Annotated in this window: 18 protein-coding genes, 1 tRNA gene and 1 pseudogene; 8 read left to right on the top strand and 12 right to left on the bottom strand. The window is 70.7% G+C overall.

Translation table 11 applies throughout. The features are described 5' to 3' along the window. The first annotated feature begins 111 nt into the window (after positions 1 to 111). On the top strand, positions 112 to 1,356 hold the full coding sequence (locus ACIOGZ_RS10505; RefSeq protein WP_400985570.1) for a phosphotransferase: 1,245 nt from the start codon (positions 112 to 114) through the stop codon (positions 1,354 to 1,356). Between the two features lie 103 nt (positions 1,357 to 1,459). Then, positions 1,460 to 2,017, top strand: coding sequence for a GNAT family N-acetyltransferase (locus tag ACIOGZ_RS10500; RefSeq protein WP_400985568.1), 558 nt, complete (start codon positions 1,460 to 1,462; stop codon positions 2,015 to 2,017). Positions 2,018 to 2,078: 61 nt separating this feature from the next. On the opposite strand, the gene alaS is transcribed toward ACIOGZ_RS10500, so the two are convergent. The 6 genes from alaS to ACIOGZ_RS10470 all read right to left on the bottom strand — a co-directional run bounded on the left by alaS (position 2,079) and on the right by ACIOGZ_RS10470 (position 8,528). Then, positions 2,079 to 4,730 carry an alanine--tRNA ligase gene (gene alaS / locus ACIOGZ_RS10495; RefSeq protein ID WP_400985566.1) on the bottom strand — a complete coding sequence of 884 codons (2,652 nt, stop codon included), beginning with the start codon at positions 4,728 to 4,730 and terminating at the stop codon, positions 2,079 to 2,081. Between the two features lie 228 nt (positions 4,731 to 4,958). Further along, positions 4,959 to 5,627, bottom strand: a complete 669-nt coding sequence (locus tag ACIOGZ_RS10490) for an HAD family hydrolase (protein WP_400804147.1) — start codon at positions 5,625 to 5,627, stop codon at positions 4,959 to 4,961. Next, positions 5,624 to 6,175, bottom strand: coding sequence for an orotate phosphoribosyltransferase (locus ACIOGZ_RS10485; RefSeq protein ID WP_400804150.1), 552 nt, complete (start codon positions 6,173 to 6,175; stop codon positions 5,624 to 5,626). The genes ACIOGZ_RS10490 and ACIOGZ_RS10485 overlap by 4 nt, the downstream gene beginning before the upstream one ends. Further along, positions 6,172 to 6,789, bottom strand: a complete 618-nt coding sequence (locus ACIOGZ_RS10480; protein WP_400985565.1) for an LOG family protein — start codon at positions 6,787 to 6,789, stop codon at positions 6,172 to 6,174. Before ACIOGZ_RS10480 ends, ACIOGZ_RS10485 begins: the two co-directional genes overlap by 4 nt. After that, entirely contained in the window at positions 6,786 to 7,658 is an 873-nt protein-coding gene (locus tag ACIOGZ_RS10475) for a hypothetical protein (RefSeq protein WP_400985563.1), read from the bottom strand. The genes ACIOGZ_RS10480 and ACIOGZ_RS10475 overlap by 4 nt, the downstream gene beginning before the upstream one ends. A gap of 36 nt (positions 7,659 to 7,694) precedes the next feature. Continuing rightward, positions 7,695 to 8,528 (bottom strand): aspartyl/asparaginyl beta-hydroxylase domain-containing protein, encoded by an 834-nt coding sequence (locus ACIOGZ_RS10470; protein WP_400804159.1) that lies wholly within the window; start codon positions 8,526 to 8,528, stop codon positions 7,695 to 7,697. Positions 8,529 to 8,907: 379 nt separating this feature from the next. On the opposite strand from ACIOGZ_RS10470, the gene ACIOGZ_RS10465 reads away from it, so the two are divergent. Genes ACIOGZ_RS10465 through ACIOGZ_RS10455 form a run of 3 tightly spaced genes read left to right on the top strand, consistent with a single transcriptional unit; the run spans position 8,908 to position 11,301 of the window. Next, entirely contained in the window at positions 8,908 to 10,311 is a 1,404-nt protein-coding gene (locus ACIOGZ_RS10465) for a hypothetical protein (protein ID WP_400985561.1), read from the top strand. A 23-nt stretch (positions 10,312 to 10,334) separates the two neighbouring features. Further along, positions 10,335 to 10,934, top strand: a complete 600-nt coding sequence (locus ACIOGZ_RS10460) for a GNAT family N-acetyltransferase (protein ID WP_400985559.1) — start codon at positions 10,335 to 10,337, stop codon at positions 10,932 to 10,934. A 4-nt stretch (positions 10,935 to 10,938) separates the two neighbouring features. Then, complete coding sequence (locus ACIOGZ_RS10455) at positions 10,939 to 11,301, top strand: hypothetical protein (protein ID WP_400985557.1); 363 nt, start codon at positions 10,939 to 10,941, stop codon at positions 11,299 to 11,301. 26 nt (positions 11,302 to 11,327) lie between these two features. Here ACIOGZ_RS10455 and ACIOGZ_RS10450 read toward each other — a convergent pair whose 3' ends face one another. Beyond that, positions 11,328 to 12,308 carry a hypothetical protein gene (locus ACIOGZ_RS10450; RefSeq protein WP_400985555.1) on the bottom strand — a complete coding sequence of 327 codons (981 nt, stop codon included), beginning with the start codon at positions 12,306 to 12,308 and terminating at the stop codon, positions 11,328 to 11,330. Positions 12,309 to 12,691: 383 nt separating this feature from the next. Here ACIOGZ_RS10450 and ACIOGZ_RS10445 point away from each other — a divergent pair, with 383 nt between their 5' ends. Continuing rightward, positions 12,692 to 13,732, top strand: coding sequence for a restriction endonuclease (locus ACIOGZ_RS10445; RefSeq protein ID WP_400985553.1), 1,041 nt, complete (start codon positions 12,692 to 12,694; stop codon positions 13,730 to 13,732). A 561-nt stretch (positions 13,733 to 14,293) separates the two neighbouring features. Here ACIOGZ_RS10445 and ACIOGZ_RS10440 read toward each other — a convergent pair. After that, positions 14,294 to 14,367 (bottom strand) — tRNA-Gly (locus tag ACIOGZ_RS10440). 274 nt (positions 14,368 to 14,641) lie between these two features. Between ACIOGZ_RS10440 and ACIOGZ_RS10435 the strand changes: the two genes are divergently transcribed. Then, positions 14,642 to 14,863 carry a hypothetical protein gene (locus ACIOGZ_RS10435; RefSeq protein ID WP_079135746.1) on the top strand — a complete coding sequence of 74 codons (222 nt, stop codon included), beginning with the start codon at positions 14,642 to 14,644 and terminating at the stop codon, positions 14,861 to 14,863. 72 nt (positions 14,864 to 14,935) lie between these two features. Continuing rightward, complete coding sequence (dcd, locus tag ACIOGZ_RS10430; protein ID WP_363579803.1) at positions 14,936 to 15,511, top strand: dCTP deaminase; 576 nt, start codon at positions 14,936 to 14,938, stop codon at positions 15,509 to 15,511. 84 nt (positions 15,512 to 15,595) lie between these two features. Here the strand turns inward: dcd and ACIOGZ_RS10425 are convergent, their stop codons facing one another. From ACIOGZ_RS10425 to ACIOGZ_RS10410, 4 genes and pseudogenes are all read right to left on the bottom strand, one after another. Further along, entirely contained in the window at positions 15,596 to 16,486 is an 891-nt protein-coding gene (locus ACIOGZ_RS10425) for a metal-dependent hydrolase (protein WP_400985552.1), read from the bottom strand. Between the two features lie 133 nt (positions 16,487 to 16,619). Then, a complete protein-coding gene (locus tag ACIOGZ_RS10420) occupies positions 16,620 to 17,684 on the bottom strand; it encodes a Yip1 family protein (protein ID WP_400985550.1) in 1,065 nt (354 codons plus the stop codon). Positions 17,685 to 17,927: 243 nt separating this feature from the next. Continuing rightward, positions 17,928 to 19,001 (bottom strand): annotated as a pseudogene (locus ACIOGZ_RS10415) (sugar phosphate nucleotidyltransferase); the annotation flags it as partial. A 307-nt stretch (positions 19,002 to 19,308) separates the two neighbouring features. Further along, on the bottom strand, positions 19,309 to 21,531 hold the full coding sequence (locus ACIOGZ_RS10410) for a (Fe-S)-binding protein (protein WP_363579806.1): 2,223 nt from the start codon (positions 21,529 to 21,531) through the stop codon (positions 19,309 to 19,311). Positions 21,532 to 21,844 lie beyond the last annotated feature (313 nt).

Here is a 21,844-nt window from a genome sequence, read left to right as displayed (position 1 = left end):
CGGTCCGATATCCGCTCACTCGCAGGCGCCTTGACCTGCCCCACCCTCGCCACACCACAACCAACGAGACACCGACCACAAAGTCACCGGCATTGAACCTAGGCCCGCCCGATGGAGTTACTGGAGATCGGGCCACGTCCGGTCCTCAGGTCCTACATCGCGAACGCCATCGCCGTCAGCCAACACGCGTTCACGAACCTGTGCGCCCTGACCACGACGAGGTCAGCTGGAGGCTGGACTGGGGTACCCCCGAACCGACCGCATTGGTGTCCCTGCTCCGCTAGCCTGCTTGGAGTGACGGACGCGACTTTCAACGCCCCGAGTGGCGCTCGGTACAGCGAGATCGCGGAGGATCTGGCGGTTCTTGGCCAGGCTTTCGGGCTGGGTGAGGTTCGGGAGTGCCGCTTCCTGTCGGACGGGCTGATGAACGGGAACTGGCGGCTGGATACGGCCGAGGGCTCGTTCGCGTTGAAGCGGATCATGGATGTGCCGCTGCCGCTGGCTCGCCGGAACCTGGCTGTGCTGGCGGAGCTGACCGACAACGGCCTGCCGGTGGGCAGGGCGCGGCTCTCCGTAGCCGGGGACGCAGTGGTCGAGGTCGCCGGCCGCGGGTACTGCCTGCTTCCGTGGATGGAGGGAAGCCATCTACCGGGCACGGCACTCTCGATCGGGCAGGCCGGTGACCTCGGCGTTCTCCTCGGTCGGATCCATCGGAGCTTGAACAGTGAGCGGCTGGCTGGCCTGCTGCCGCCGGGGCCGGAGCAGGTGACCGTCTCGGTGACCAAGCCCGCTTCGGCTCGCGGGGAGGCTGATCGGTTCCTGGCGTTGATCGCAGGCTTGAAGAACCGTACGGCGTTCGACGTCGAGGCGACTGCGGCGCTGGCTGAGCGCAAGGTGCTGCTGGAGAAGTACGGGCACGAGCGCCCGGCCGGCGAGGTGGCGGTCGGCCCGGCAGGGTGGACGCACGGTGACGTCCAGCACCGGAACGTGCTGTGGCAAGACGGCGAGATCGTCGGGGTGATCGACTGGGACCGGATCCGGGTGCGGCCGTTCGGCGAGGATGTCGCCCGCACCGCCACGGTGCAGTTCGGCGGTGAGGACGGCTTCCTCGACCTGGAGCGGACCTCCGCGTTCGTGGCCGGCTACCGGTCGGTGGTGCCACTCCCGGTGTCGGCCCTGGCGGACGCGGTCGAGCGGCTGTGGTGGAAGCGCATGTCGGACTACTGGCAGCTGGTCTTCCACTACGACCGCGACGACCACTCCTGCGACCACCTGTTCCTGCCCACCGAGCGCTTCCTGGCCTGGTGGACGGAGCGGCGCGAGGACGTGCAGGAGGCGTTCGAGGCCATGCCCTGAGTGGCACCCGGTCGCTACGCGCTGGCCGGTCACGGGCAGCGCGTAGGCAAGCCCAACGGGTTCCCGGAGGCCCTCCGGCTGCATCGGAGCGAGACTGTTCGTTGTGATCTTGCGCAGCGTTCACGGCCGGGCGGCTGGCTCCGGGGGAGGCATCTCGATACGGCGATTCACCGATGGCGATTCGGCAGAGGAGCTCACCCTGCTCCTGCACCGCGCGTATGCCGCCCATGCAGCGGCTGGCAGGGTCTTCTTCGCGTCGTACCAGTCCGTGCAGGACACGGCTACCCGGGCGGGGAGGGGTGAGTGCTGGCTCGCCTTCCGGGGTGCTGAGCTGGTCGGGTCGGTGACAGTGGCGGCGCCGTACACGGTGCCCACGGGGTATCCGGCACCATCCGACGCGGGCTCGTTCTGGCAGCTGGCGGTGGATCCCGTGTGTCAGGGGACGGGCCTCGGGCACCGGCTGCTGACCGTGGCGGAGGACCGCATCGTCGCTCTCGGGGCCGCAGAAGCGGTCATCGATACGTCGGCCGAGGCCACTGAGCTGGTCGCTTGGTACCGCCGCCGGGGGTACGTCCCTGTTGGGACGTGGCGGTGGGACGTGACCAACTACGAAAGCGTGGTCTTGCTGAAAGACCTTGCCGCAGCCGGACGAGAGCGGTGAGAACGCGCGGTCGGCACCTCCCCAGCTGGGAGGCACCGACCGCACGCGCCAGCGGCCGGCGCTACTGGCCGAGGGCTCGGGCAGCGTCCTGGGCTGCGATGGTGAGGGCCTCGTCGAGGGCCTCGGTGTGGCGTCCGCCGGCACTGGCGACGGGGCCCTTGCCGCCGGCTCCGCCACCGACCGTGCGGGCAGCCGGGATGAGGATCTGGCTAGCGTGGGTGCCGGTGTCGTGGAGGCTGCGGGTGATCGCGGCGGCGAGGAGGGCCTTGCCTCCGTGCTCGGTGCCGAGGACGACGACGGCGTGGTCGTCGCCCAGGAGGTCGGCGGTGCGGGTGGCCAGGGTGCGGAGCTCGTCGGGGCTGAGGCCGGTGAGCTTCTCGGTGACGATCCGGCCGCCGGGGACGATGCGGGCGGAGGCGGCGAGTTGTTGGGCGCGGGTGCGGAGCTCGGCGTCGCGGAGGCGGGCGAGTTCCTGTTGGGCGGTGGTGAGGGCGTCGAGGCGCTTGCGGAGGGTGTCGGGGGCGTCCTGGGGGCGGGTGCCGAGGAGGGTGGCCAGTTCTTCGAGGAGGCGGCGTTCGGTGTCGTGGTAGGTGAGGGCGTCGCGGCCGGTGAGGGCTTCGATGCGGCGGAGGTTGGAGCCGATGGAGGCTTCGCCGAGGATTCGGACGGGGCCGGCGCCCGCGCCGTGGGGGACGTGGGTGCCGCCGCAGAGTTCGCGGGAGAAGTCGCCGATGTCGACGATGCGGACGTGGTCGCCGTACTTCTCGCCGAACAGGGCGGTGGCTCCGGCGGCCTCGGCTTCGGAGCGGGTGGCGTGCCAGATGCGGACTTCGGGGTCGTCGAGGAGGTGGTCGTTGACGAGGGTCTCGATGGCGGCGAGCTGGGTGCGGTCGACGGCGGAGAAGTGGGCGAAGTCGAAGCGCAGGCGGCCGGCGTCGACGAGGGAGCCGTGCTGGCGGGCGTGGTCGCCGAGGGTGCGGCGGAGCATGGCGTGCAGGACGTGGGTGGCGGAGTGGGAGCGGGCGACGGCGTCGCGGCGCTGGCCGTCGACGAGGGCTTCGGCCTGCTCGCCGGTGCGGATCTCGCCTTCGCGGACGCGGACGGTGTGAACGTGGAAGCCTTCCAGGCCGAGCCTGGTGTCCAGGACCTCCAGGAGCGCGCCGCCGGTGGTTCGGATGGTGCCGGTGTCGCCGACCTGGCCGCCGGATTCGGCGTAGAACGGGCTGCGGTCCAGGACCAGTTCGACGGTCTCGTCTTGATCGGCGCCGGGCACGACGGTGCCGTCGGAGACGAGGCCGAGGACGGTGGCCTCGGTGTCGAGGCGGTCGTAGCCGGTGAAGTCGGTGCGGCCGTGGCGGGAGGACAGCTCGCGGTAGGCGTCCTGGCGGCGCAGGGCCTCGGCGGTCTTGGCCTTGCCGCCTGCCTTGGCACGCTTCTGCTGCTCGGCGAGCAGGGCGGTGAAGCGGTCCTCGTCGACGCTCAGGCCGGCGTCGCGGGCGGCCTCGATGGTCAGCTCGACGGGGAAGCCGTAGGTGTCGTGCAGTTCGAAGGCGGTCTCGCCGGTGAGGGTGGTGGTGCGGCCCTCGCGGCTGCGGGTGATGGCGGCGTTGAGTAGCCGGGTGCCTTGGGTGAGGGTGCGGGTGAAGGACTCCTCCTCGGCGGTGACGACCTGCTCGATGAGGGAGGCCTGGCCCACCAGTTCGGGCCAGACGTCGCCGAGGTTGGCGATGACGCTGGCGGTGGTCGGGGCGAGGACGGGCTGGTCGATGCCGAGCAGGCGGGCGTGGCGGATCGCGCGGCGCATCAGGCGGCGCAGGATGTAGCCGCGGCCGTCCTTGGCGGGCAGGACGCCGTCCGCGATCAGGTAGGCGATGGAGCGGGCGTGCTCGGCGACGACCTGGAAGGAGACCTTCTCCTCGCCGCTGCCCGGGTAGTCGCGTCCGGCAAGTTCCTGGACGGTGGTGAGGGTGGGCAGGAGCAGGTCGGTGCCGCAGACGTTCTCGACGTCCTGGAGGATCGCGGCGAGGCGGTCGAGGCCGAGGCCGGTGTCGATGCTCTGCCGGGCGAGGTCGCCCAGGATCGGGAAGGTGCCGTTGTCGTCGTCCTCGCCGCGCAGGGACTGCATGAAGACGAGGTTCCAGATCTCGACGTACCGCTCGCCGTCGACGGCCGGTCCGCCTTCGCGGCCGAAGGCCGGACCCCGGTCGTAGTTGAGCTCGGAAGAGGGGCCGCACGGGCCGGGGACGCCCATGTCCCAGAAGTTGTCCGCGCCGAGGCGCTGGATGCGCTCGGCGGGGACACCGATCCTGCGCCAGAGCTGTTCGGCCTCGTCGTCGTCCTGGTGGACGGTGATCCAGAGACGGTCCTTCTCCAAGTTGTAGCCCTGGGTAAGGAGTTCCCAGGCGTAGGCGATGGCGTCGGCCTTGAAGTAGTCGCCGAAGGAGAAGTTGCCCATCATCTCGAAGAACGTGGCGTGCCGGTTGGTGCGGCCAACGTTGTCGATGTCGGAGGTGCGGGCGCACTTCTGGATGGTGGTGGCGCGCGGGTAGTCCGGGGTGACCTCGCCCAGGAAGTAGGGCTTGAACTGGTTCATGCCGGCGTTGGCCAGCAGCAGGGTCGGGTCGGACGGGATGAGCGGGCTGGACGGGACGTGGCGGTGGCCGCGCGAGGTGAAGAAGTCCAGGAAGGTGGAACGGATCTGCGTCGAGCGCATGGCGGTATGGCCCTCACGGAAGAGTCGCGGAGAGAGGTGGGGTGATCACACGCCGAGCCGGGCCGAGAACGAGGACTGAGTGGTTCTCAGTTCTCCAGCTCGGCGCAGATAGCTCGCGCCCCCACGGTGTAGACCATGACTCCGGTATCCGTCGCTCTGAGGTGGCGCAGCCGATACGGGACGCAACGGTCCGCTGCGACTGCGCCACCAACAGTAGCGGGTCCGGGGTCAAGATCGCTTGGAGTTGTCCTCCTGTCGGCCGATGCCGACCAGGAGGGGCAGGACGAAGGCGGCGTGGTCGGCTCGGGGCATCACGAGGTGGGCTCCGGCCCGGGTGAGCGCTTCGGGGCCGGCGAAACCCCAGCCGGCGCCGACGGCGGTGACGCCCGCGGCGTGGGCAGCGTGGATGTCGGTCTCGGTGTCGCCGACGAAGATGCCCGCTCTCGGGGTGACGTCGAGCCGGTCGAGGGCGAGCAGTACGCCGTCGGGGGCGGGCTTGGGCTGGGCGTCCTCGTAGCAGACGACCGTGTCCAGCTGGTCGAGGATGTCCTGTGGCAGAAGCCAGTTGACCCGTTCGCGGCTTCGCAGGGTGACGACCCCGGTGCCGACTCCGGCCTCGCGGAGCGCGGCGAGGGTCTCGGCGACGTACGGGAACACCTCGGCGGTGAGGGTGGCGGTGGCGCTCGCCGCCGCCCAGCTGTCCTCGTTGATCGGCCCGTCCAGCCCGAGTTCGGAGAGGACGTACTCGCGAGGGGTGGTCGCGGCGGCGGGCGGGAGGTCCGCGACGGTGACGCGCCTACCGAGAGCGGAGGTCGCGTAGCCCGCCAGCGTGGCGAGTTGGGCGGCCCGGCTGTCGACGAGGACGCCGTCGAGGTCGAAGAGCACGGCCCGCTTCACGCGGCACCACCCGTCCGGGGCGCCGGCAGGTCGGCCTCGGTGAGCAGGGAGTGCAGGGTGACGCGGTGGTCGGCCAGCAGAGCCCGGCCGCCGAGTGGGCGTTCCAGGACGCACAGGGCGTGGGTGACCGGTCCGCCCACCATCCGCAGGATGCGTGCCATGTGGAGCAGTTGGCCGCCGGAGCGGACCACGTCGTCGACGAGCACGGTGCGGCGGCCGTCGATGGCGAGGCCCTCGACCTGGTGGCACGAGCCGTAGCTCTTGGGCTTGCGGCGTACGAAGACGGCGGGCAGGCCAGTGGCGGCGGACAGCGCCACGACGAGGGGGACGCCCCCGAGTTCGATGCCGGCGAGTACCTGGGCGTCGTCGGGGACGAGGTCGGCCAAGGCAGTGGCGGTGTCGCGCAGGAGCGCGGGGTCGGAGGCCATCCTGTACTCGTCGAAGTAGGCGTCGAGCTGGGTGCCGTTGGCGAGCGTGAACGGGGCGTCGACGCAGGCGGTTTCGGCGAGCCGGGCGGCGAGGCCGGCCGGCGGGGTGCGGGTGGTCATGCTTCTCCGATCGGGGCGGTGTCGAGCGTGGCGAGGTGGGCGCGGAAGGCGTCCGCGGACTCCGCGGTGGCGAGGAAGCCGAGCGGCCGGGTCGGGGTCTCGTACAGCCACCGCTCCTCGCGCAGGAAGGCGAGCAGACGAAGGGCTGCCGGTCCGGCGACACAGACCGGGACGGACCGGATGACGGTCGCGTAGTAGAGGGCGGCGGTCAGCTCGTGGAGGGTGCCGACACCGCCGCCCATGGCGACGATCAGGTCGGCGTGCTCCAGGTAGTGGTTGAGTCGTGCGCCAGGGTCGGGCAGGTGAACGGACAAGGTGGTGTGCGGGTTGAACCCGCCCCACTCGCCATGCTTGCCGATCAGCGTGACGGCGGTGACCGTGGCTCCCTGGCCTCCGGCTCCGCGGGCGGCGGCCTCCATCAGGCCGTTGTAGCCGCCGTGCAGGAGCTGGTACCCGGCCTGGGCCAAGCTCCGGCCGATCTCCTCGGCCAGTGCCTCCTCCTCGGCCAGTGCCTCCTCCTCGGCCGAGGCGGGGACGACACCGCCGAAGAAGACGGCGGTCAGGCCCTCGCGGGCCCGGCTGGCGGCCGGGCCCGCGAGGTGGAGTGCGTTCACACCAGCTCCTGGTAGGTGCGGTAGGCGGCGACAGCGTCGTGCAGGCCGTCGAGCGCCTGCGGGCAGGCCCGCTCCGTCAAGGCGAGCACCCGCTCGATCGCCTCGGTGACATCGGCCGCCTCCGGGATCGCCGGACCGCTGATCGCCGCATCCAGGTCACCCAGGCAGGCCCGGCCGATCGGGGTGACGGCGATCTCCTCGCGCAGCTGGTACCAGCCCCAGTACCGCGAGGCGGGGGCCAGGGCGGTCTTGATCAGGTCCTTCGTCGCGGTGTGCAGCCGGTGCCACTCGGAGTACGCCACGAACCGCTGGCCGCGCCGGATCCGCTTGTGCAGGAGCACGGCCAGCACCAGGTGCTCGATCAGCAGCTCGGTGCAGGAGCGCGGCCGGGCGGCGAAGGCGGCGACGAAGCTCTCGGCCGCCGCGATGTCCGCCACGTCGACCGGTCCGGGCCGGCGGTCGAGGAGGACTGCGGTGCTGACCATCGCCTGCAGCCGCGGGATCCGGGAGGCCGGTGCGACGTAGAGGTCGATCTGGTGAAGCTTCCCCTCGTCCGGGACGAGGAAGACCATCCCGACGCCACCGAGGTCGGCGACGATCGTGTCGCGCCAGCCGGGCAGCAGAGCGCCGGCCTCGACGGGCATCAGGGTGTCCAGCGCCTCGACGAAGGCCGGGAGTTGGACGTCGTGGACGCCGACGACGAAGTCGACGTCGGACAGGCGGTCGGCGGTGCCGTGGGCCAACGACCCGCGGACCATCAGGTGAGTCACCGACAGGGAGGTGGCCAGGATGTCGGCGAGCTTCGACAGCAGCGGCAGCTGTGCGGGCCGGTTGGCCTGGGTGATCGCCGCCAGTTGCAGGGTGGGCATGCGCTTCTTCCTTCCGGGCGTAGGCGCGGGCTGGGATCAGGCGGGGAGGGCGAGCAGGCGGCGCTTGGCGGTCTCCCAGCGCGTCGCGGCCTCCATGTCGCCGAGGAAGGTGTGCAGTTCGGCGATCAGGTCGTACGCCGTGCCCTCCGGCAGGGCGTAGGTGTAGAAGAGCCGCAGCAGCATCCGCTCGGCCGCCTCCGTGTAGCCGAGGGCGGCCATGTTGCGAGCGGCCTCCAGCCGCTCCGCGAGGACCGTCTGGTCGGCGACGGGCAACGGCTCCGCGACGGTCGGGCTCAGCATGGGGCGGCGGGCCAGGCGCTGGTAGGCGTCGTCGGCGTACACGTCGGCGATCAGGTGGATCCGGTCCGGGCCGAGCAGGTTGCACACCCCGTGGGCGTAGGTCGGGGTGAGCCGCCAGATCCGCCCGCCGGCCATGTGCACCTTGGTGCCACCGGTGACCAGGAACGCCGAGGTGTTGGTGTGCAGCGGGACGTGCAGCCGGTGCCGCTCGACCTGGTGGAGCTCGTCGTAGTCGCGGTGCTCCCAGAGGAAGGCGTTGCCCTCCAGGCGGGCCAGCCGCACCCACATGAAGTTCAGGCCGAGGTCGGCCAGGAACGCGGCGGTGGCCGGCATCCGCCCCAGCAGGTCGGTCGGGCGGGCGGCGCAGTCGCCGATCGTCACGTCGGCGGCGTCGCCGGAGGCGTTCATCAGCGAGGTGGTCCACCAGCCGCCGGACTGGTAGGCGCCGTACTCTGCCTTCCACGGCGCCTGGGCGGTCAAGGCCTCGTGGCGCATCCGCTCCAGATGGGCGGAGTCCACGGCGTCCAGCTGGGCGATCTGCCCGGCCAGAGCGGTCAGGGTACTGTCCATCGGTTCCCTCCCGGGCCGGCTCACGGCATGGCGAGCCGGAATACACGTGGTGCTGGATGGGGTTGATCGGGCGCCGGTCCCAGCGCCCTTGATCTCACGCTTCGCTGCCATCGATGCACAGACAGTGAAGCGGCGTTCAGGATGGCGGCGCCCGGTGCGGCACCGATACGACGCGGCTGCCGTCGCCATCCCGTCGCCCTGAGGGCGGCGAGGCCGGCGCCATGGCGGTGTGCGTCATGACTGCCGTCATGGCCACCGCCATCTGGTCCGGTACGGCCTCGAACGGGTTTCCTGTCGAGTGCCGATGGCTATCGTCAGAGCAGACGAACGGGGACGGAGATGATCCGCGATGGCTGAAACTCCCACACTCCTAAGGGTTTTGACGCTTCAGCGGCATTGGCAGGTCTACGAGACCTTCCGCCTCCGGTTCGAGGCGACGGCGAACTCGCTCGCCGAGCAGGAGCGCGACCCCCGACTCCGGGGCCTGTCGGTCTCCAAGCGGCAGTTCGAGCGCTGGTACGGCGGAGCGGTGAAGACCCGCCCCTACCCGGACCAGTGCCGGGTGCTGGAGGCCATGTTCGGCGTCGGCGTCGACCAACTCCTCGCGCCCGCACCGGCCGGCCCCGTGCACGCCGCCACCGCCTCGTTCGTCGTCCCGCCACCACGGCCGGCCCCTGTCCTCCTCCCACCCGAGCAAGCAGCGGCACCGCCTGTCGGTGGCCCGTCCAGCAGCGAACCCCGCTTCGACGCGGGCACCACGGAATTGGAAAGGCAGGTCATGATGGCGGCTCGTCGCGCACTTCGGTTCACCGCGATGGCGGAGGGCAGCAGTATCGGCTCGGAGACCCTGAGCCAGATCCACGACGAGGTACGGCGGTTGACCGCCGCCTACCCGAAGCTGGCACTGCCGACCCTGCTCGGCGACCTGGTCGAGGTCCAGGACCTCACCTTCCGACTGCTGGAGCACGGACGGGTCAAGCCGTTGCAGGCCCGGGAGCTGTACCTGCTCGCCGGGATCACCTCCGGCATGCTCGCCAAGGCCAGCCACGACCTCGGCAACCCGAGCGCCGCGATGATGCAGGCCCGCACTGCCTTCGTCTGCGCCGACAACGCAGACCACCACGCCATGCGCGCCTGGGTGCGCTCGCTCCAGTCGCTCATCTCCTACTGGGCCGGCCGCCCCGGCGAGGCCGCCGAGTACGCGGCTCTCGGGCAGAGCGTGGCCGGCGACGTCCGCGGCACCACCGGCGTCTGGCTGGCCTGCCTCTCCGCCCGCGCCCACTCCCTCCTCGGCGACGGTGAGGCCACCCGTGCGGCCATCCAGCGGGCTGAGGACGCCCGCGAGGCCGTCGAGCCCGACGACCTCGACGCCTTCGGCGGCATCATGACCTTCCCGGTGCCCCGCCAGCTGTACTACGTCGCCGAGGCCACCGTGCAGCTCGGCCAGGACGCCGCGCTCGGCGAGAACCAGTCCGAAGCGGCCGTCGCCGCCTACCGCAGTGCCTCCGAGGACGAGTGGGCCTTCGGCGACCAGGCCGGCGCCCAGACCGACCTCGCACTCGCCCGCATCGCCCGCGGCGAGATCGAAGGCGCCGCCGAGGCCGTCCGCCCCGTGCTCGACCTCCCCGTCGAGCAGCGGAACTTCGGCATCGTGAGCAGCGCGCAGCGCGTCCACGCCGCCCTGCGCGGCGACGGCCGCCGCAGCGGCAGCGGCGCGGCGGCCGGTCTGCGCGAGGAGATCGAGGCCTTCACCGCCACCCCGACCTCGGTCCTCGTCCGGTGACCCCGCGGATAGGCTCCGCAGCCATGACTCCAGTTCACCTGACCGGCCCCAACCTGGCACTGCGCGAGGTCGAACCCGAGGACACCGACGACCTCCTGGCCATCTACGGCGACCCCGAGGCCACCCGCCACCTCAGCTTCGAACCCCGCACCCGCGAGCAGGTCCAGGCGATCACGGACCGCTCCATCGCCTCCGCGCACGCCTCCCCGCGCGACGAGTACTGCCTCGCCGTCACCCTCTTCGACGAACACCGACTGATCGGCTACGCACGCCTGGCCACCGAGCCGCAGCAGGCCGCCACCATCGGCTTCGCCCTCCACCAGGCTGCATGGGGCAAGGGCCACGGCACCGAGACCGTCCACCTGCTGTGCGCCCTCGGCTTCAATGTCCTCGGCCTGCACCGCATCTGGGCCGCCCGCTCCCCGCTCAATGAAGCCTCCGCACGCACCCTCCTGCGCGCCGGCATGACCGAGGACGGCCGCATCCGCGACCACGTCTTCGTCCATGGCGCCTGGCGCGACTCGATCACCTACTCGATCCTGAAACACGAGTGGTCACCGATCGCCGGGTTGGGGACCGACGAAGCTGCCGAATCCGACGGCGGACACAGCCCGGGCAGGTGATCCCATGCTGCCCGAGCCGCACATCGTGATCCCCGGCATCGCGGGGTTCGCCCGCGGCTACGTGCCCGACCCGCCCGCGACCGATGACGGCAACACCTGGTTCGACGGCTTCTGCTGGCTGTACTGCGGCCAGCAGTGGACCCGTGTCTTGTGGATCGGCCCTGCTCACGTCGCCGGCGCCCAGGCGCCCATGTATGCCTGCGGGCCCTGCATCCGCGAACTCCAGGAACGGGTCTGGCGCTCGATCCTGCTGAACGACGAGCCGTCCTGCTCGACCCAGCCCACCCCGCAGGGCCAAGAACCCCGGGCAGCCGCAGGGCGCCCGGGGCGGCACCGCCGTTCGCGCTGGTCGCTGATCCCCCGGTAGCGCCGGCCGCCGGACGGACGCGCCAGTCAGCCGACCGGGACCAGGGTGCCGATGCCCAGCCCGGTCGGTCGCGCAGTACGCAGAGCTGCCCGGACGCGGGCCGCTCCGCCGCGAGCGACCGCTTCGTCTCCCCCGACGGCGAGCGTGCGCCCGCCGAGGCCCGCACAGGGGCGGCAGATACCCGGCTGCGGTATGGGGTCGTGGCACTCGGTGCACTCGGTGCACTCGGTGCACTCGGTGCACTCGGCGTACCGCGCCGCTGCGGGGCGGGCAGGGACCGGAACAGGCGGCATCTTGTGCTCCAGGCGGTAGCGGACCACCGCTGCTGCCGAGTGAAGCGGGACGGGAAGGCCGGGCAGCAGAGCCTGGGCGAGGTCAGCGTCGGTCGCGCCGCGCTCCAGCCACTGGGCGACCAGCGGGGCGAGCTTCCGGGCCTCGGCCTCACCAAGGCGCAGGCGCGGTTCGGGGCGGATCGCCCGGAAGAGCGTGGAGACCGCCGCACGAACCTGCTCGTCGGGCAGCAGGTCAGCGTCACCGACTTCCTGCTGATCTTTCTCCCTCCCGCCCGGCTCCTCCACCTCGTCGTCGGCCGCCTGGCCGCCGACGAGGTCGGCAGGGAGGGAGAGTTCTTTCACCAGGTCCTTTACAAGGGTGCCAGTACCGCCGGTGGTCGCTTCACCGGAGACCGGACGGGTGACACCCGGCACCGCCTTGAGCTGCGGGGTGTCGTAGACGTGGGTCTCGGTGATGATCGTGCCGTCCGGCATGCGGATCTTCTCGACCCGGTAGAAGCCGGCGTCGGCCAGCTCCTTCAGGGCCTTGCGGATCGCGCCTCGGCCCTGGGGACTGGTGTCGGCCATATGCCGACCGTCCTCGCGCCAGCCGTTGGGACGGGAGAGGAGGTCCGCGAGCAGGCCACGGGCGGTGTAGGAGAGCCGTCGGTACTGCAGGACGGCGTTGGGCAGCACGGTGAAGTTGCGCACGTGGGCGCTACGATGGACGCGCATCGGGAGGTTGAGACTCCTGTTGCCGGACCCCGGAGCGTTGGCGCGCTGCCGGGGTCGCCTATTTTCAGTTGGACCACGGAACGTAGCACACGCACCGGTCGAAGATCGACACGATCGGCGAGCGATCACAATCACACCCCTCCGGTCTCACCCGATCTCCAAACGACAGAAGTCCAGTCAGCACTCCCACCCTCCACAATCGCGCGGTTCGAATGGTTTGCAACGCAAAGGGTCTCTCAGTTTTTCGAAGGGAGTCTCATGGCCTTACTCATCACTCCAGGCCCATTTGATTCAATCTCTGTTTAGAACTTCTGTTCTAAACTCGAACGAAATGCCCCTTTAATCGATGAACAAGGTGCCAGTTCACCGAGCGAACAACTGTCGTGGACACCGTGGTTGATGATGTGTCAGACCATCTCGGTAGCTTCTACCCCGTGAAAGATGTGACAACTAAACTTCTCGACGAGCTGATGATCCTCAGCGGCTGCGGTGTTCGCGACCTCTACCAACGCGAAACCGAGCTCCCCGGCCATGACCACGAACTACTCCCCCTAGTGATCGCCTGCCTTCGCCGCATCACCAAGGGGGGCGCATGGAAGCGCTCACCCATGCAATACCAGGACAAGCTTCTCGATACGGCAGCCCTGGCCGAGACGCTTCTGAAGATCTCGAAAGACGTCCAGGACCGCATGGACTCAGTCGAGAGGAAAGCCACGCCCGTGATGGCCGCCTGCAAGGGTTATCTGGGAGAACAGCGAGGCGTGGTTTCCTACTGGTTCCACGAGGAGGAGAAGAAGATCCGTAAGGCGCGGACTTCACTGGCCGAGCTCACCCATCTGTGCTGGAAATCGCTGGAAGACTGGCACCAGGAGGCCATCCCGAAGGCACAGCGCTCAAGGAGCACGTCGCCGATCGAGCATCCAGACAAACTGGTTGAGCTCGACTCCGTGGTCACTCAGTCCGCGACACAGATGATCACGTTGCTTGAGAAACAACCCGCCGTCTTGTTCGAGCCTGGCGGGAGGGTCCCGGTCGCCGCGATCAAGAACCTCGCCCCCGCCGCTTTCGAACAGCTAGTGTCCGCCCTGTTGGAACGCGACGGCTTCACCGTGCACCAGGCTGTCGGCCGCTCCGGCGACAACGCCGCAGACTCCGTCGCTACCGGTCCCATGGGACTGCGCTACGCGGTGCAGGTGAAGCACACCAAGGGCAACCGCAACATCGGCCCCACCCCCGTGCGCGAGTTGGCCGGAACCCTTCGCAGGGTCCACGGATCCGACATCGCCGTGATCGTCACGAATGGCGGCTTCACTCGACACGCGGTGACCAACGCCGAACAGACCCGCGTGCTCCTCGTCGACCTGTTCCGGCTCGAGCGCTGGGCGGAACACGGCGAATCTTTAGTCGCCGTCCTGAGCAGTTGAGACGCCGCTTCGGAAGCTCGCTGCGAATCTTCTGGAGCAGATCCGTCTCGAGAGTTGCTCGTGGCATCGGTCCTGCTCTGTTCCCTTGGTGTCGACGTCGAGGGCGATCAACCGGTATGCGAGGGTGCGTGTTTCGGGCTTGAGGCGGCCACGGAAGCGGGGGCGGGAGGGTTTCCCGCCCCCGCTGGGCTGGTTACCGCTTGGGACGGTACAGCCCAGACACTGGCGGCGCCGGGGGCGTGGGCGGTGGACAGGGCCGCGCGGGTGCGCCGTTCGTCCGGAATGGCGATCGGCGCCGGGGCGGGTAGGCCGCGTCGCGGCGAATGCGCCAGGTGAGCACGGCAGCGGGCGAGTCCACGGTGGCCAGCTCGCGTCGTCCGGCCGCGTGGGCGAGCAGGGCGGTCGGGTCGTGGCCAGCCGCTTCGGCCTGGGCGAGCGTGGCGGCAAGGGCAGAGGCCTCGCGCCAGGCCGACCATCATCTGGCACGGATCTGGCACGACGGGGCCGGATTGGTCTAGACAACGCGAAAGGCCCAGGTCATGTGACCTGGGCCTTTACTGCTGGAGCGGGCGACGAGAATCGAACTCGCGCTCTAAGCTTGGGAAGCTCATGTTCTACCATTAAACTACGCCCGCCTGATGAGCCGTCAGAGACCGCTCAATCCAGTGTCACTGTACCCCATTCGCGACTGTGGTTGCACGGCCCGCCCGGGGAGTGGCGGGGCGGGCGGGGGTGGAGGGGGGCGTACTGTGTGGGCCGCGTACGAGTCCTCCGGCGGGTGGGTTCGGGGCGGCGAGCCACGGTGTGGAATGTCCGGAGCATCCCCTAATGTGACGCTGTCCCGGGGCGAGGTCCCGCGGGGCGCGATGAGTACGGGTGAGTACTGGGTTAGGGATGGGAAGGGGATCGATGGAGCAGCGCGCCGTCGTTCGTTGTGCCGAGGGGCACCTGTTCAGCACCACCACGTTCCCGATGCAGAACCTCGGTCCGGGCCGGCTCGGGCCCGGGCGGCTGATCCGCTGTCCGCAGTGCGGGCGGCTGAGGAGTTCGGTGCTGGCCGACGTGCGGGAGCTGTCGGCGCCGCAGCTGGACCGGGCGCTGCGGCTGGAGGCCGCGGAGTTCCTGGCCTGACGGTCGACGCGAGGACGGAACGGGCCCCGGGCGGATTCGTCCGGGGCCCTGTCGTGCACGTAACCTCGAAGCGTGCTGCTCTCTGACAAGGACATCCGGACCGAAATCGACCTGGGTCGGGTCGTCGTCGACCCGTTCGACCCGGCGATGATCCAGCCGTCGAGCATCGACGTGCGCCTCGACCGCTTCTTCCGCGTGTTCGAGAACCACCGCTACCCGCACATCGACCCCTCCGAGGAGCAGCCGGACCTGACCCGGCTGGTGGAGCCCGAGGGCGACGACGCGTTCATCCTGCACCCGGGCGAGTTCGTGCTGGCCTCGACGTACGAGGTCATCTCGCTGCCCGACGACGTGGCGTCCCGGCTGGAGGGCAAGTCGAGTCTGGGCCGGCTGGGCCTGCTGACGCACTCGACGGCCGGCTTCATCGACCCCGGTTTCAACGGTCACGTGACGCTGGAGCTGTCGAACGTCGCGACGCTGCCGATCAAGCTGTACCCGGGGATGAAGATCGGGCAGCTCTGTCTGTTCCGGCTCTCCTCGCCGTCGGAGCACCCGTACGGCTCGGAGCGGTACGGCTCGCGCTACCAGGGCCAGCGCGGCCCGACGCCGTCCCGTTCGTTCCTGAACTTCCACCGCACCGACGTCTGATCCGGGCGGAGCGCACGCAGTACGGGCGGCCGACCCTCGCCGATGACGGACGAGGGGCGGCCGCCCGTCGCGTTTCCCGGGTGCTCAGGCCCGCTTGGGGCGGGTGACGGCGACCAGTTCGGTGCCGTCCTCGGAGAGCCGCAGTTCGGTGCGGAGTTCGGCGAGTTCGCCGAGGTGGTGCAGGTGGGTGCCGCCGCAGAAGATCTGCGCGCCGCCCTCGGGCAGCTCGCAGTGCCACTGGCGGCGGGCGGTGAGCTCGGGGCCGGGGACCTCGATGCGGACCGGGGCGTCGGCGGCGACCCAGGCGGCGAGCCGGGCGTTGACGGCCTCGGTGAGGGCGGGCAGAGCGTCGACGAGGGCGGGGAGCTCGTCGGTGGCGTCCGCCGTGAAGCCCTTCTTCTTCAGCGACTTGCCGAGCCGGTAGGTGTCGGTGCTGGCCTCGGTGTCCATCACCGAGGTGGCCATCGCGAGGCTGTCGAAGTCGGGGTGGCCGAGGGCGTCGGAGCGGCCCGGGTCCTTGCGCCAGCGCGGCGCGAGGGCCTCGTTGAGGGCGAGGGCGAGCAGGTGGCAGCCGCTGTGCGAGGCGCTGAGGGCGGCCCGGCGGTCGGCGTCGACGGCGAGGACGGCGGTGCGCCCGACGAGGTCGCCGGGGTCGGTGTCGACGACGTGCAGGACCAGCCAGGACCACTCCTCGTCGCCGCGCCGGACCGGGATGTCGGCGCCGGCCAGCGGCGTTCCGCCGTCCGGGCCGACGGCGCCGGTGAGGCAGTCGACGACGTCCAGCTCGGTGCCGTCGACGGTGAGGGTGCCGAGGTCCGCGGGCTGGTCGGGCCAGGTGTGGTCGAGCGGGTGGAACGGGGTGGCCCCGGTCACGACGGCGTGCCGACCGTCCCCCAGCGGGTGCACCGCGATCACCGTCGACTCGCCGGTCACCGCCCCGGCCGGGAAGCTGACGTGCGTGGTGGGGAGGGTCATTCCTGGCTCCGGTGACGTGGAACGGGTGAGGGGGTGGGGGAGTGAGGGGGTGGGGGGTGAAGGCTGAGGGGGTGAAGAGGGTGGACGGGCCCCGGCCTGACCGGGATCCGTCCACCATTGTGCCCTCCGGCCGTCAGCCCAGGGTCGGCAGCTTGATCAGCACCAGCAGCGCGAGCAGTTGCACCGCCGAGGCGGCGGCCGCCTTGCCCCAGGGCAGGTCGTGCACCCGCCGGACCATGCTGGTCAGCAGGTACGCGCAGAACGCCCAGGTGGCCCATCCGGCGACCTGGACGACCGCGCTGCCCGAGGGCAGCACCAGGTCGAGCAGCAGCCGGGGCGCGTCCGTCAGCCAGCCGATCAGCGCGGCCAGGCCGACCGTCGACTTCCACGGGCCGTCCCCGCCGAGCTGGCGGGCCAGCGCGTAGGTGACGCCGCCGAAGACCGCTCCGGCCACGGCGAAGCCGATCGCGGCGGCGGCGATGCCGGTCAGCGCGACGGTGAAGGTCGAGTCGACGATGTCGTCGTGGGTCAGGCCGATGCCGAGCACCGCGAGCGCGCCGTACAGCATCGAGACGGTGAGGGCGGGCAGCCAGACCTGGTGGTCGCGGGCGCGGTCGAAGGTCGCGGTGGGGGCGCGGAAGATGCCGATGAGCAGTTCGCGCCAGTGCGGGCGGGGCCCGGCGACGTGCGGGGCGGACTGGCCGCCGGCCCGGTAGACGGTGACGTTGTCCTGGCCGTACGGCGGCTGCTGCTGCGGCCCGTAGCCGTCCTGGCCGTAGCCGTCGCCCTGCGGGTGTCCGCCCTGGTCGTAGCCCTGGTCGTAGCCCTCGGCGCCGTACCCCTCCTGTGGGTACCCGGGGTAGCCGGGGTGCCCGGGGTAGCCGGGGTGCCCGGGGTACTGGCCCTGGTCGTAGTACCCCTGGTGGGGCGGCTCCTGCGCGTACGGGTCGCCGGTCGGGAAGGCCCGGGTGCCGCCGGGCCGGTCGGCGGCGTACGGGTCGTAGCCGCCCTGCGGGCCCGGGGCGCCGGGGCCTCCGGGCGTGCCGTCGGGGCCGTCGGTCACGCCCCGGTGCGAGGTCGTGAAGTACTCCGGCCCGTCCGTCTGCCCGTGCCCCCCGGGCCCCGCCGGCGGCGGAGGGGGCGCCCACCCGCCGTGGGGGTCGGCGCCCTGCCCGCTGTCGTATCGATTACCAGCCACGCTCTGACGGTACCCGTCCGGCCCAATCCGCGTGGGGCCTGGACGGAGCCGGGGCCGGTTTGCAGCGAGCCTGAGACGAACGCGGCCGAAATCCCGCCGCCGACGGCGCCACCGCCGACCCGGCGACAACGGCCCGGCCCGGCGACAGCGGCCCGGCCCGGCGTCCTGCTACCGCTGCGCGCTGACCGAGGGCCCGTGCACCGCGGCGGCCGCGGCGGTGCCGGCCGGGCAGCCGCCCGGGCCGGCCGAGGTGCGGACCGCGCCGACCGGCAGCAGGGTGCCGCAGGCGATCCGGATGCCGTTCGGCAGCTCGTTGTCGGACTCGACGATCGCGCCGTCGCCGATCACCGCGCCGTCCAGCGCCGAGCGGGCGCCGACGGTGGCGAAGGCGCCCACGATGGAGTCCTTGACCAGGGTCTCCGGGCCGACCACCGCGCCCGGCAGGATCACGCTGCCCTCGACGATCGCGCCGGCCTCGACCACCGCGTTCGCGGAGACCACGGTGCCGCCGCTGAGCACCGCGCCGGGGTGGACGGTGGCGCCGGGCAGCAGCAGGGCGTCGCCGGTCGGGCCGGGGACGGCCGGGGAGTCGACCTTGCCGAGCACCAGGTCGGCCGAGCCGCGGACGAACGCGGCCGGGGTGCCGAGGTCGAGCCAGTACGAGGTGTCGACGACGCCGCGCAGCAGCGCGCCGGTGGCCAGCAGCTCGGGGAAGGTCTCGCGTTCGACGGACACCTCGCGGCCGGCCGGGATGCGGTCGATGACGGACCGGGTGAAGACGTAGCAGCCGGCGTTGATCTGGTCGGTGACGATCTGCTCGGGCGTCTCCGGCTTCTCCAGGAACTCCAGCACCCGCCCGTTCGCGTCGGTCGGGACGAGGCCGAAGGCGCGCGGGTCCTCGACCCGGGTGAGGTGCAGGGTGACGTCGGCCCCGGCGGCCACGTGGCCGTCGCGCAGGGCGGCGATGTCGACGCCGGAGAGGATGTCGCCGTTGAAGACCAGCACGGGCTCGTCGGGGCCGCAGGTCAGCCCGGTCGCCGCGTTGCGGATCGCGCCGCCGGTGCCCAGCGGCTCGCGTTCGGTCAGGTAGACCAGCTCGATGCCGTACGGGGTGCCGTCCTGGAAGTGGTCCTCGAAGACCTCGGCCAGGTAGGAGGTGGCCAGCACGACGCGGGTGACGCCGGCGGCGGCCGCGCGGGCCAGCTGGTGTGCGATGAAGGGGACGCCCGCCACCGGCAGCATGGGCTTGGGGGTGTGGGTGGTCAGCGGACGCAGTCGCGTGCCCTTACCACCGACCAGCATGATCGCCTCGGTCATGGTCTGCGCTGTTCCCCTTGTGCTCTGCGGCCCGGCCCGGCGGGCCGATACCTCCGTCGGTGGTCAGGACCCGTCCGGCCGTCCGGAACGGGTCGACCGGCGCGAGGCCGGTCTGCCGCCTACTGTATTTCCTCCCAACGGGCGGACACTCAGGCGGCCGTGCGATTGGCACCACTCCCCTACGGGTCCCGCCCCGGATCCGCCCCCGGTCCGGCCCGTCCCGGCCCCCCAAAAGCCAGGCCCGGCGGGCGCTCTCGCGGCGACCACCGGGCCGGGCAGTTGTAGCAGAACTGTCGAACAGAGGACGCTACGCGTCCACCGTCGCAGGCTCCTCGGCGGCGGCCGGCGGGGTCGCCCTCACCGAGTCGAGCAGCAGCTGGGCGACGTCGACCACCTTCAGGTGCTCCTTGGCGGCGCCCTCGTTCTTCTTGCCGTTGACCGAGTCGGAGAGCATCACCAGGCAGAACGGGCAGGCGGTGGAGACGATGTCCGGGTTGAGGGACAGCGCCTCGTCCACGCGCTCGGTGTTGATCCGCTTGCCGATGCGCTCCTCCATCCACATCCGGGCACCGCCGGCGCCGCAGCAGAAGCCGCGCTCCTTGTGCCGGTGCATCTCCTGCTGGCGCAGACCGGGGACCTTGTCCATGATCTCGCGCGGCGGGCTGTAGACCTTGTTGTGGCGGCCCAGGTAGCAGGGGTCGTGGTAGGTGATCAGGCCCTCGACCGGGTTGACCGGGACGAGCTTGCCCTCGTCGATCAGGTGCTGCAGCAGCTGGGTGTGGTGGATGACCTCGAAGTGGCCGCCCAGCTGCGGGTACTCGTTGGCGATGGTGTTGAAGCAGTGCGGGCAGGTGGCGACGATCCGCTTGACCGGCGCGTCCTCCAGGGCCGCGTTCAGCGTCTCGACGTTCTGCGCGCCGAGCATCTGGAAGAGGAACTCGTTGCCCAGCCGGCGGGCGGAGTCACCGGTGCAGGACTCCTCCTTGCCGAGGATGGCGAACTTCACGCCCGCGGTGTGCAGCAGCTCGGCGAAGGCCTTGGTGGTCTTCTTGGCGCGGTCCTCCAGGGCGCCGGCGCAGCCGACCCAGTAGAGGTACTCGACCTCGGCGGGGTCGATGTCCTCGCCGATCACCGGCACCTCGATGCCGGTCTCCTTCTTGAGCTCCTTGACCCAGTCCAGGCGGGCCTTGGTGGCCATGCCCCACGGGTTGCCCTTGTTCTCCAGGTTCTTGAGCATCGTCCCGGCCTCGGTCGGGAACGAGGACTCGATCATCACCTGGTAGCGGCGCATGTCGACGATGTGGTCGATGTGCTCGATGTCCACCGGGCACTGCTCGACGCAGGCGCCGCAGGTGGTGCAGGACCACAGGACATCCGGGTCGATGACGCCGTTCTCCTCGGCGGTGCCGATCAGCGGGCGCTCGGCCTCGGCCAGGGCGGCCGCCGGGACGTCCTTGAGCTGCTCGGCGGTGGCCTTCTCCTCGCCCTCCATGTCCTTGCCGCCACCGGCCAGCAGGTAGGGCGCCTTGCCGAAGGCGTGCTCGCGCAGGCCCATGATCAGCAGCTTCGGCGAGAGCGGCTTGCCGGTGTTCCAGGCCGGGCACTGCGACTGGCAGCGGCCGCACTCGGTGCAGGTGGAGAAGTCGAGGATGCCCTTCCAGGAGAAGTGCTCGACCTGGGAGACGCCGAACACGGCGTCGTCGGCCGGGTCCTCGAAGTCGATCGGCTGACCGCCGCTGGTCATCGGACGCAGGGCGCCGAGCGCGGTGCCGCCGTCCTCCTCGCGCTTGAAGTAGATGTTGAAGAAGCCGAGGAAGCGGTGCCAGGCCACGCCCATCGAGGGGTTGATGCCGATGGTGGTCGCCCACGCGAACGAGATGCAGATCTTCAGCATCGCGAAGAGGTAGATCAGGTTCTCCAGCGTGCCGTGCGACAGGCCGCTGAAGGCGGAGACCAGCGGGTACGAGACCAGGTGCTCGGGCCCGTACGAGTCGACGCCGTTGAGGGCGCCCTCCAGGGCGCGCAGCATCAGGATGCAGAGGCCGATGCCGAGGATCGTGTACTCGACGTAGAAGGCCTGCCAGGCGATCGAGCCGGCGAAGCGGGACTTGCGGCCGGACCGGGACGGCAGGCTGAGCAGCCGGATCACGATCAGCGTCGCGATGCCCAGCGTGGTGAGGGTGCCGACGAGCTCGACGAAGAGCTGCCAGAGCATCCAGTGGCCGATGATCGGCAGCGCGAACTCGGCGTCGAAGAGCTGGCCGAAGGCGTTGACGATGGTCAGCACCAGGCTGAAGAAGCCGACCGCGACGAACCAGTGGGCGATGCCCACGATCCCCCAGCGGTTCATCCGGGTGTGTCCGACGAACTCGACCGCGACGGTCTTCACCCGCTGGGCGGGCTGACCGAAGCGGGTGGGGTCCGGCTGGCCGGTCCGTACCACTTTGTAGATGTACAGCGCCGCACGGGCGGCGAGCGCGGTGCCGATCACGAACGTGACCAGCGAGATGACGATCGCTGCTAGCTGCATCGGCTCTCCGTCTCCTGCGGCTTGCTGTTGAGCGGTCTTTGAACGGTCTTGCGTGGAAGGGATTGTACTCGCCGGTAACTTTCCGGGCCGACGGCCCGGACATTACCGCCCACCACCAGTCCTCCAGAAGGTTCCCAAGCTATGGCGGCAGTCACGTGGCGCCACACGCGCCGCGGCCGGCGACCACGGCCACGACCAAGGCCACGGGAAGTCGCCGCGGCCGCGGGAAGGAGACCGCTCAGCAAAGTTGAGCGGCGGCGACTCATCCCTGTTGACGACACCCATCCGGTCATGCATCCTTGAGCCTGTAAAG

This window comes from Kitasatospora sp. NPDC088160 (genome assembly GCF_044741445.1).
Taxonomy (GTDB): Bacteria; Actinomycetota; Actinomycetes; order Streptomycetales; family Streptomycetaceae; genus Kitasatospora.
This window is presented reverse-complemented; position numbering and strand designations above follow the sequence as displayed.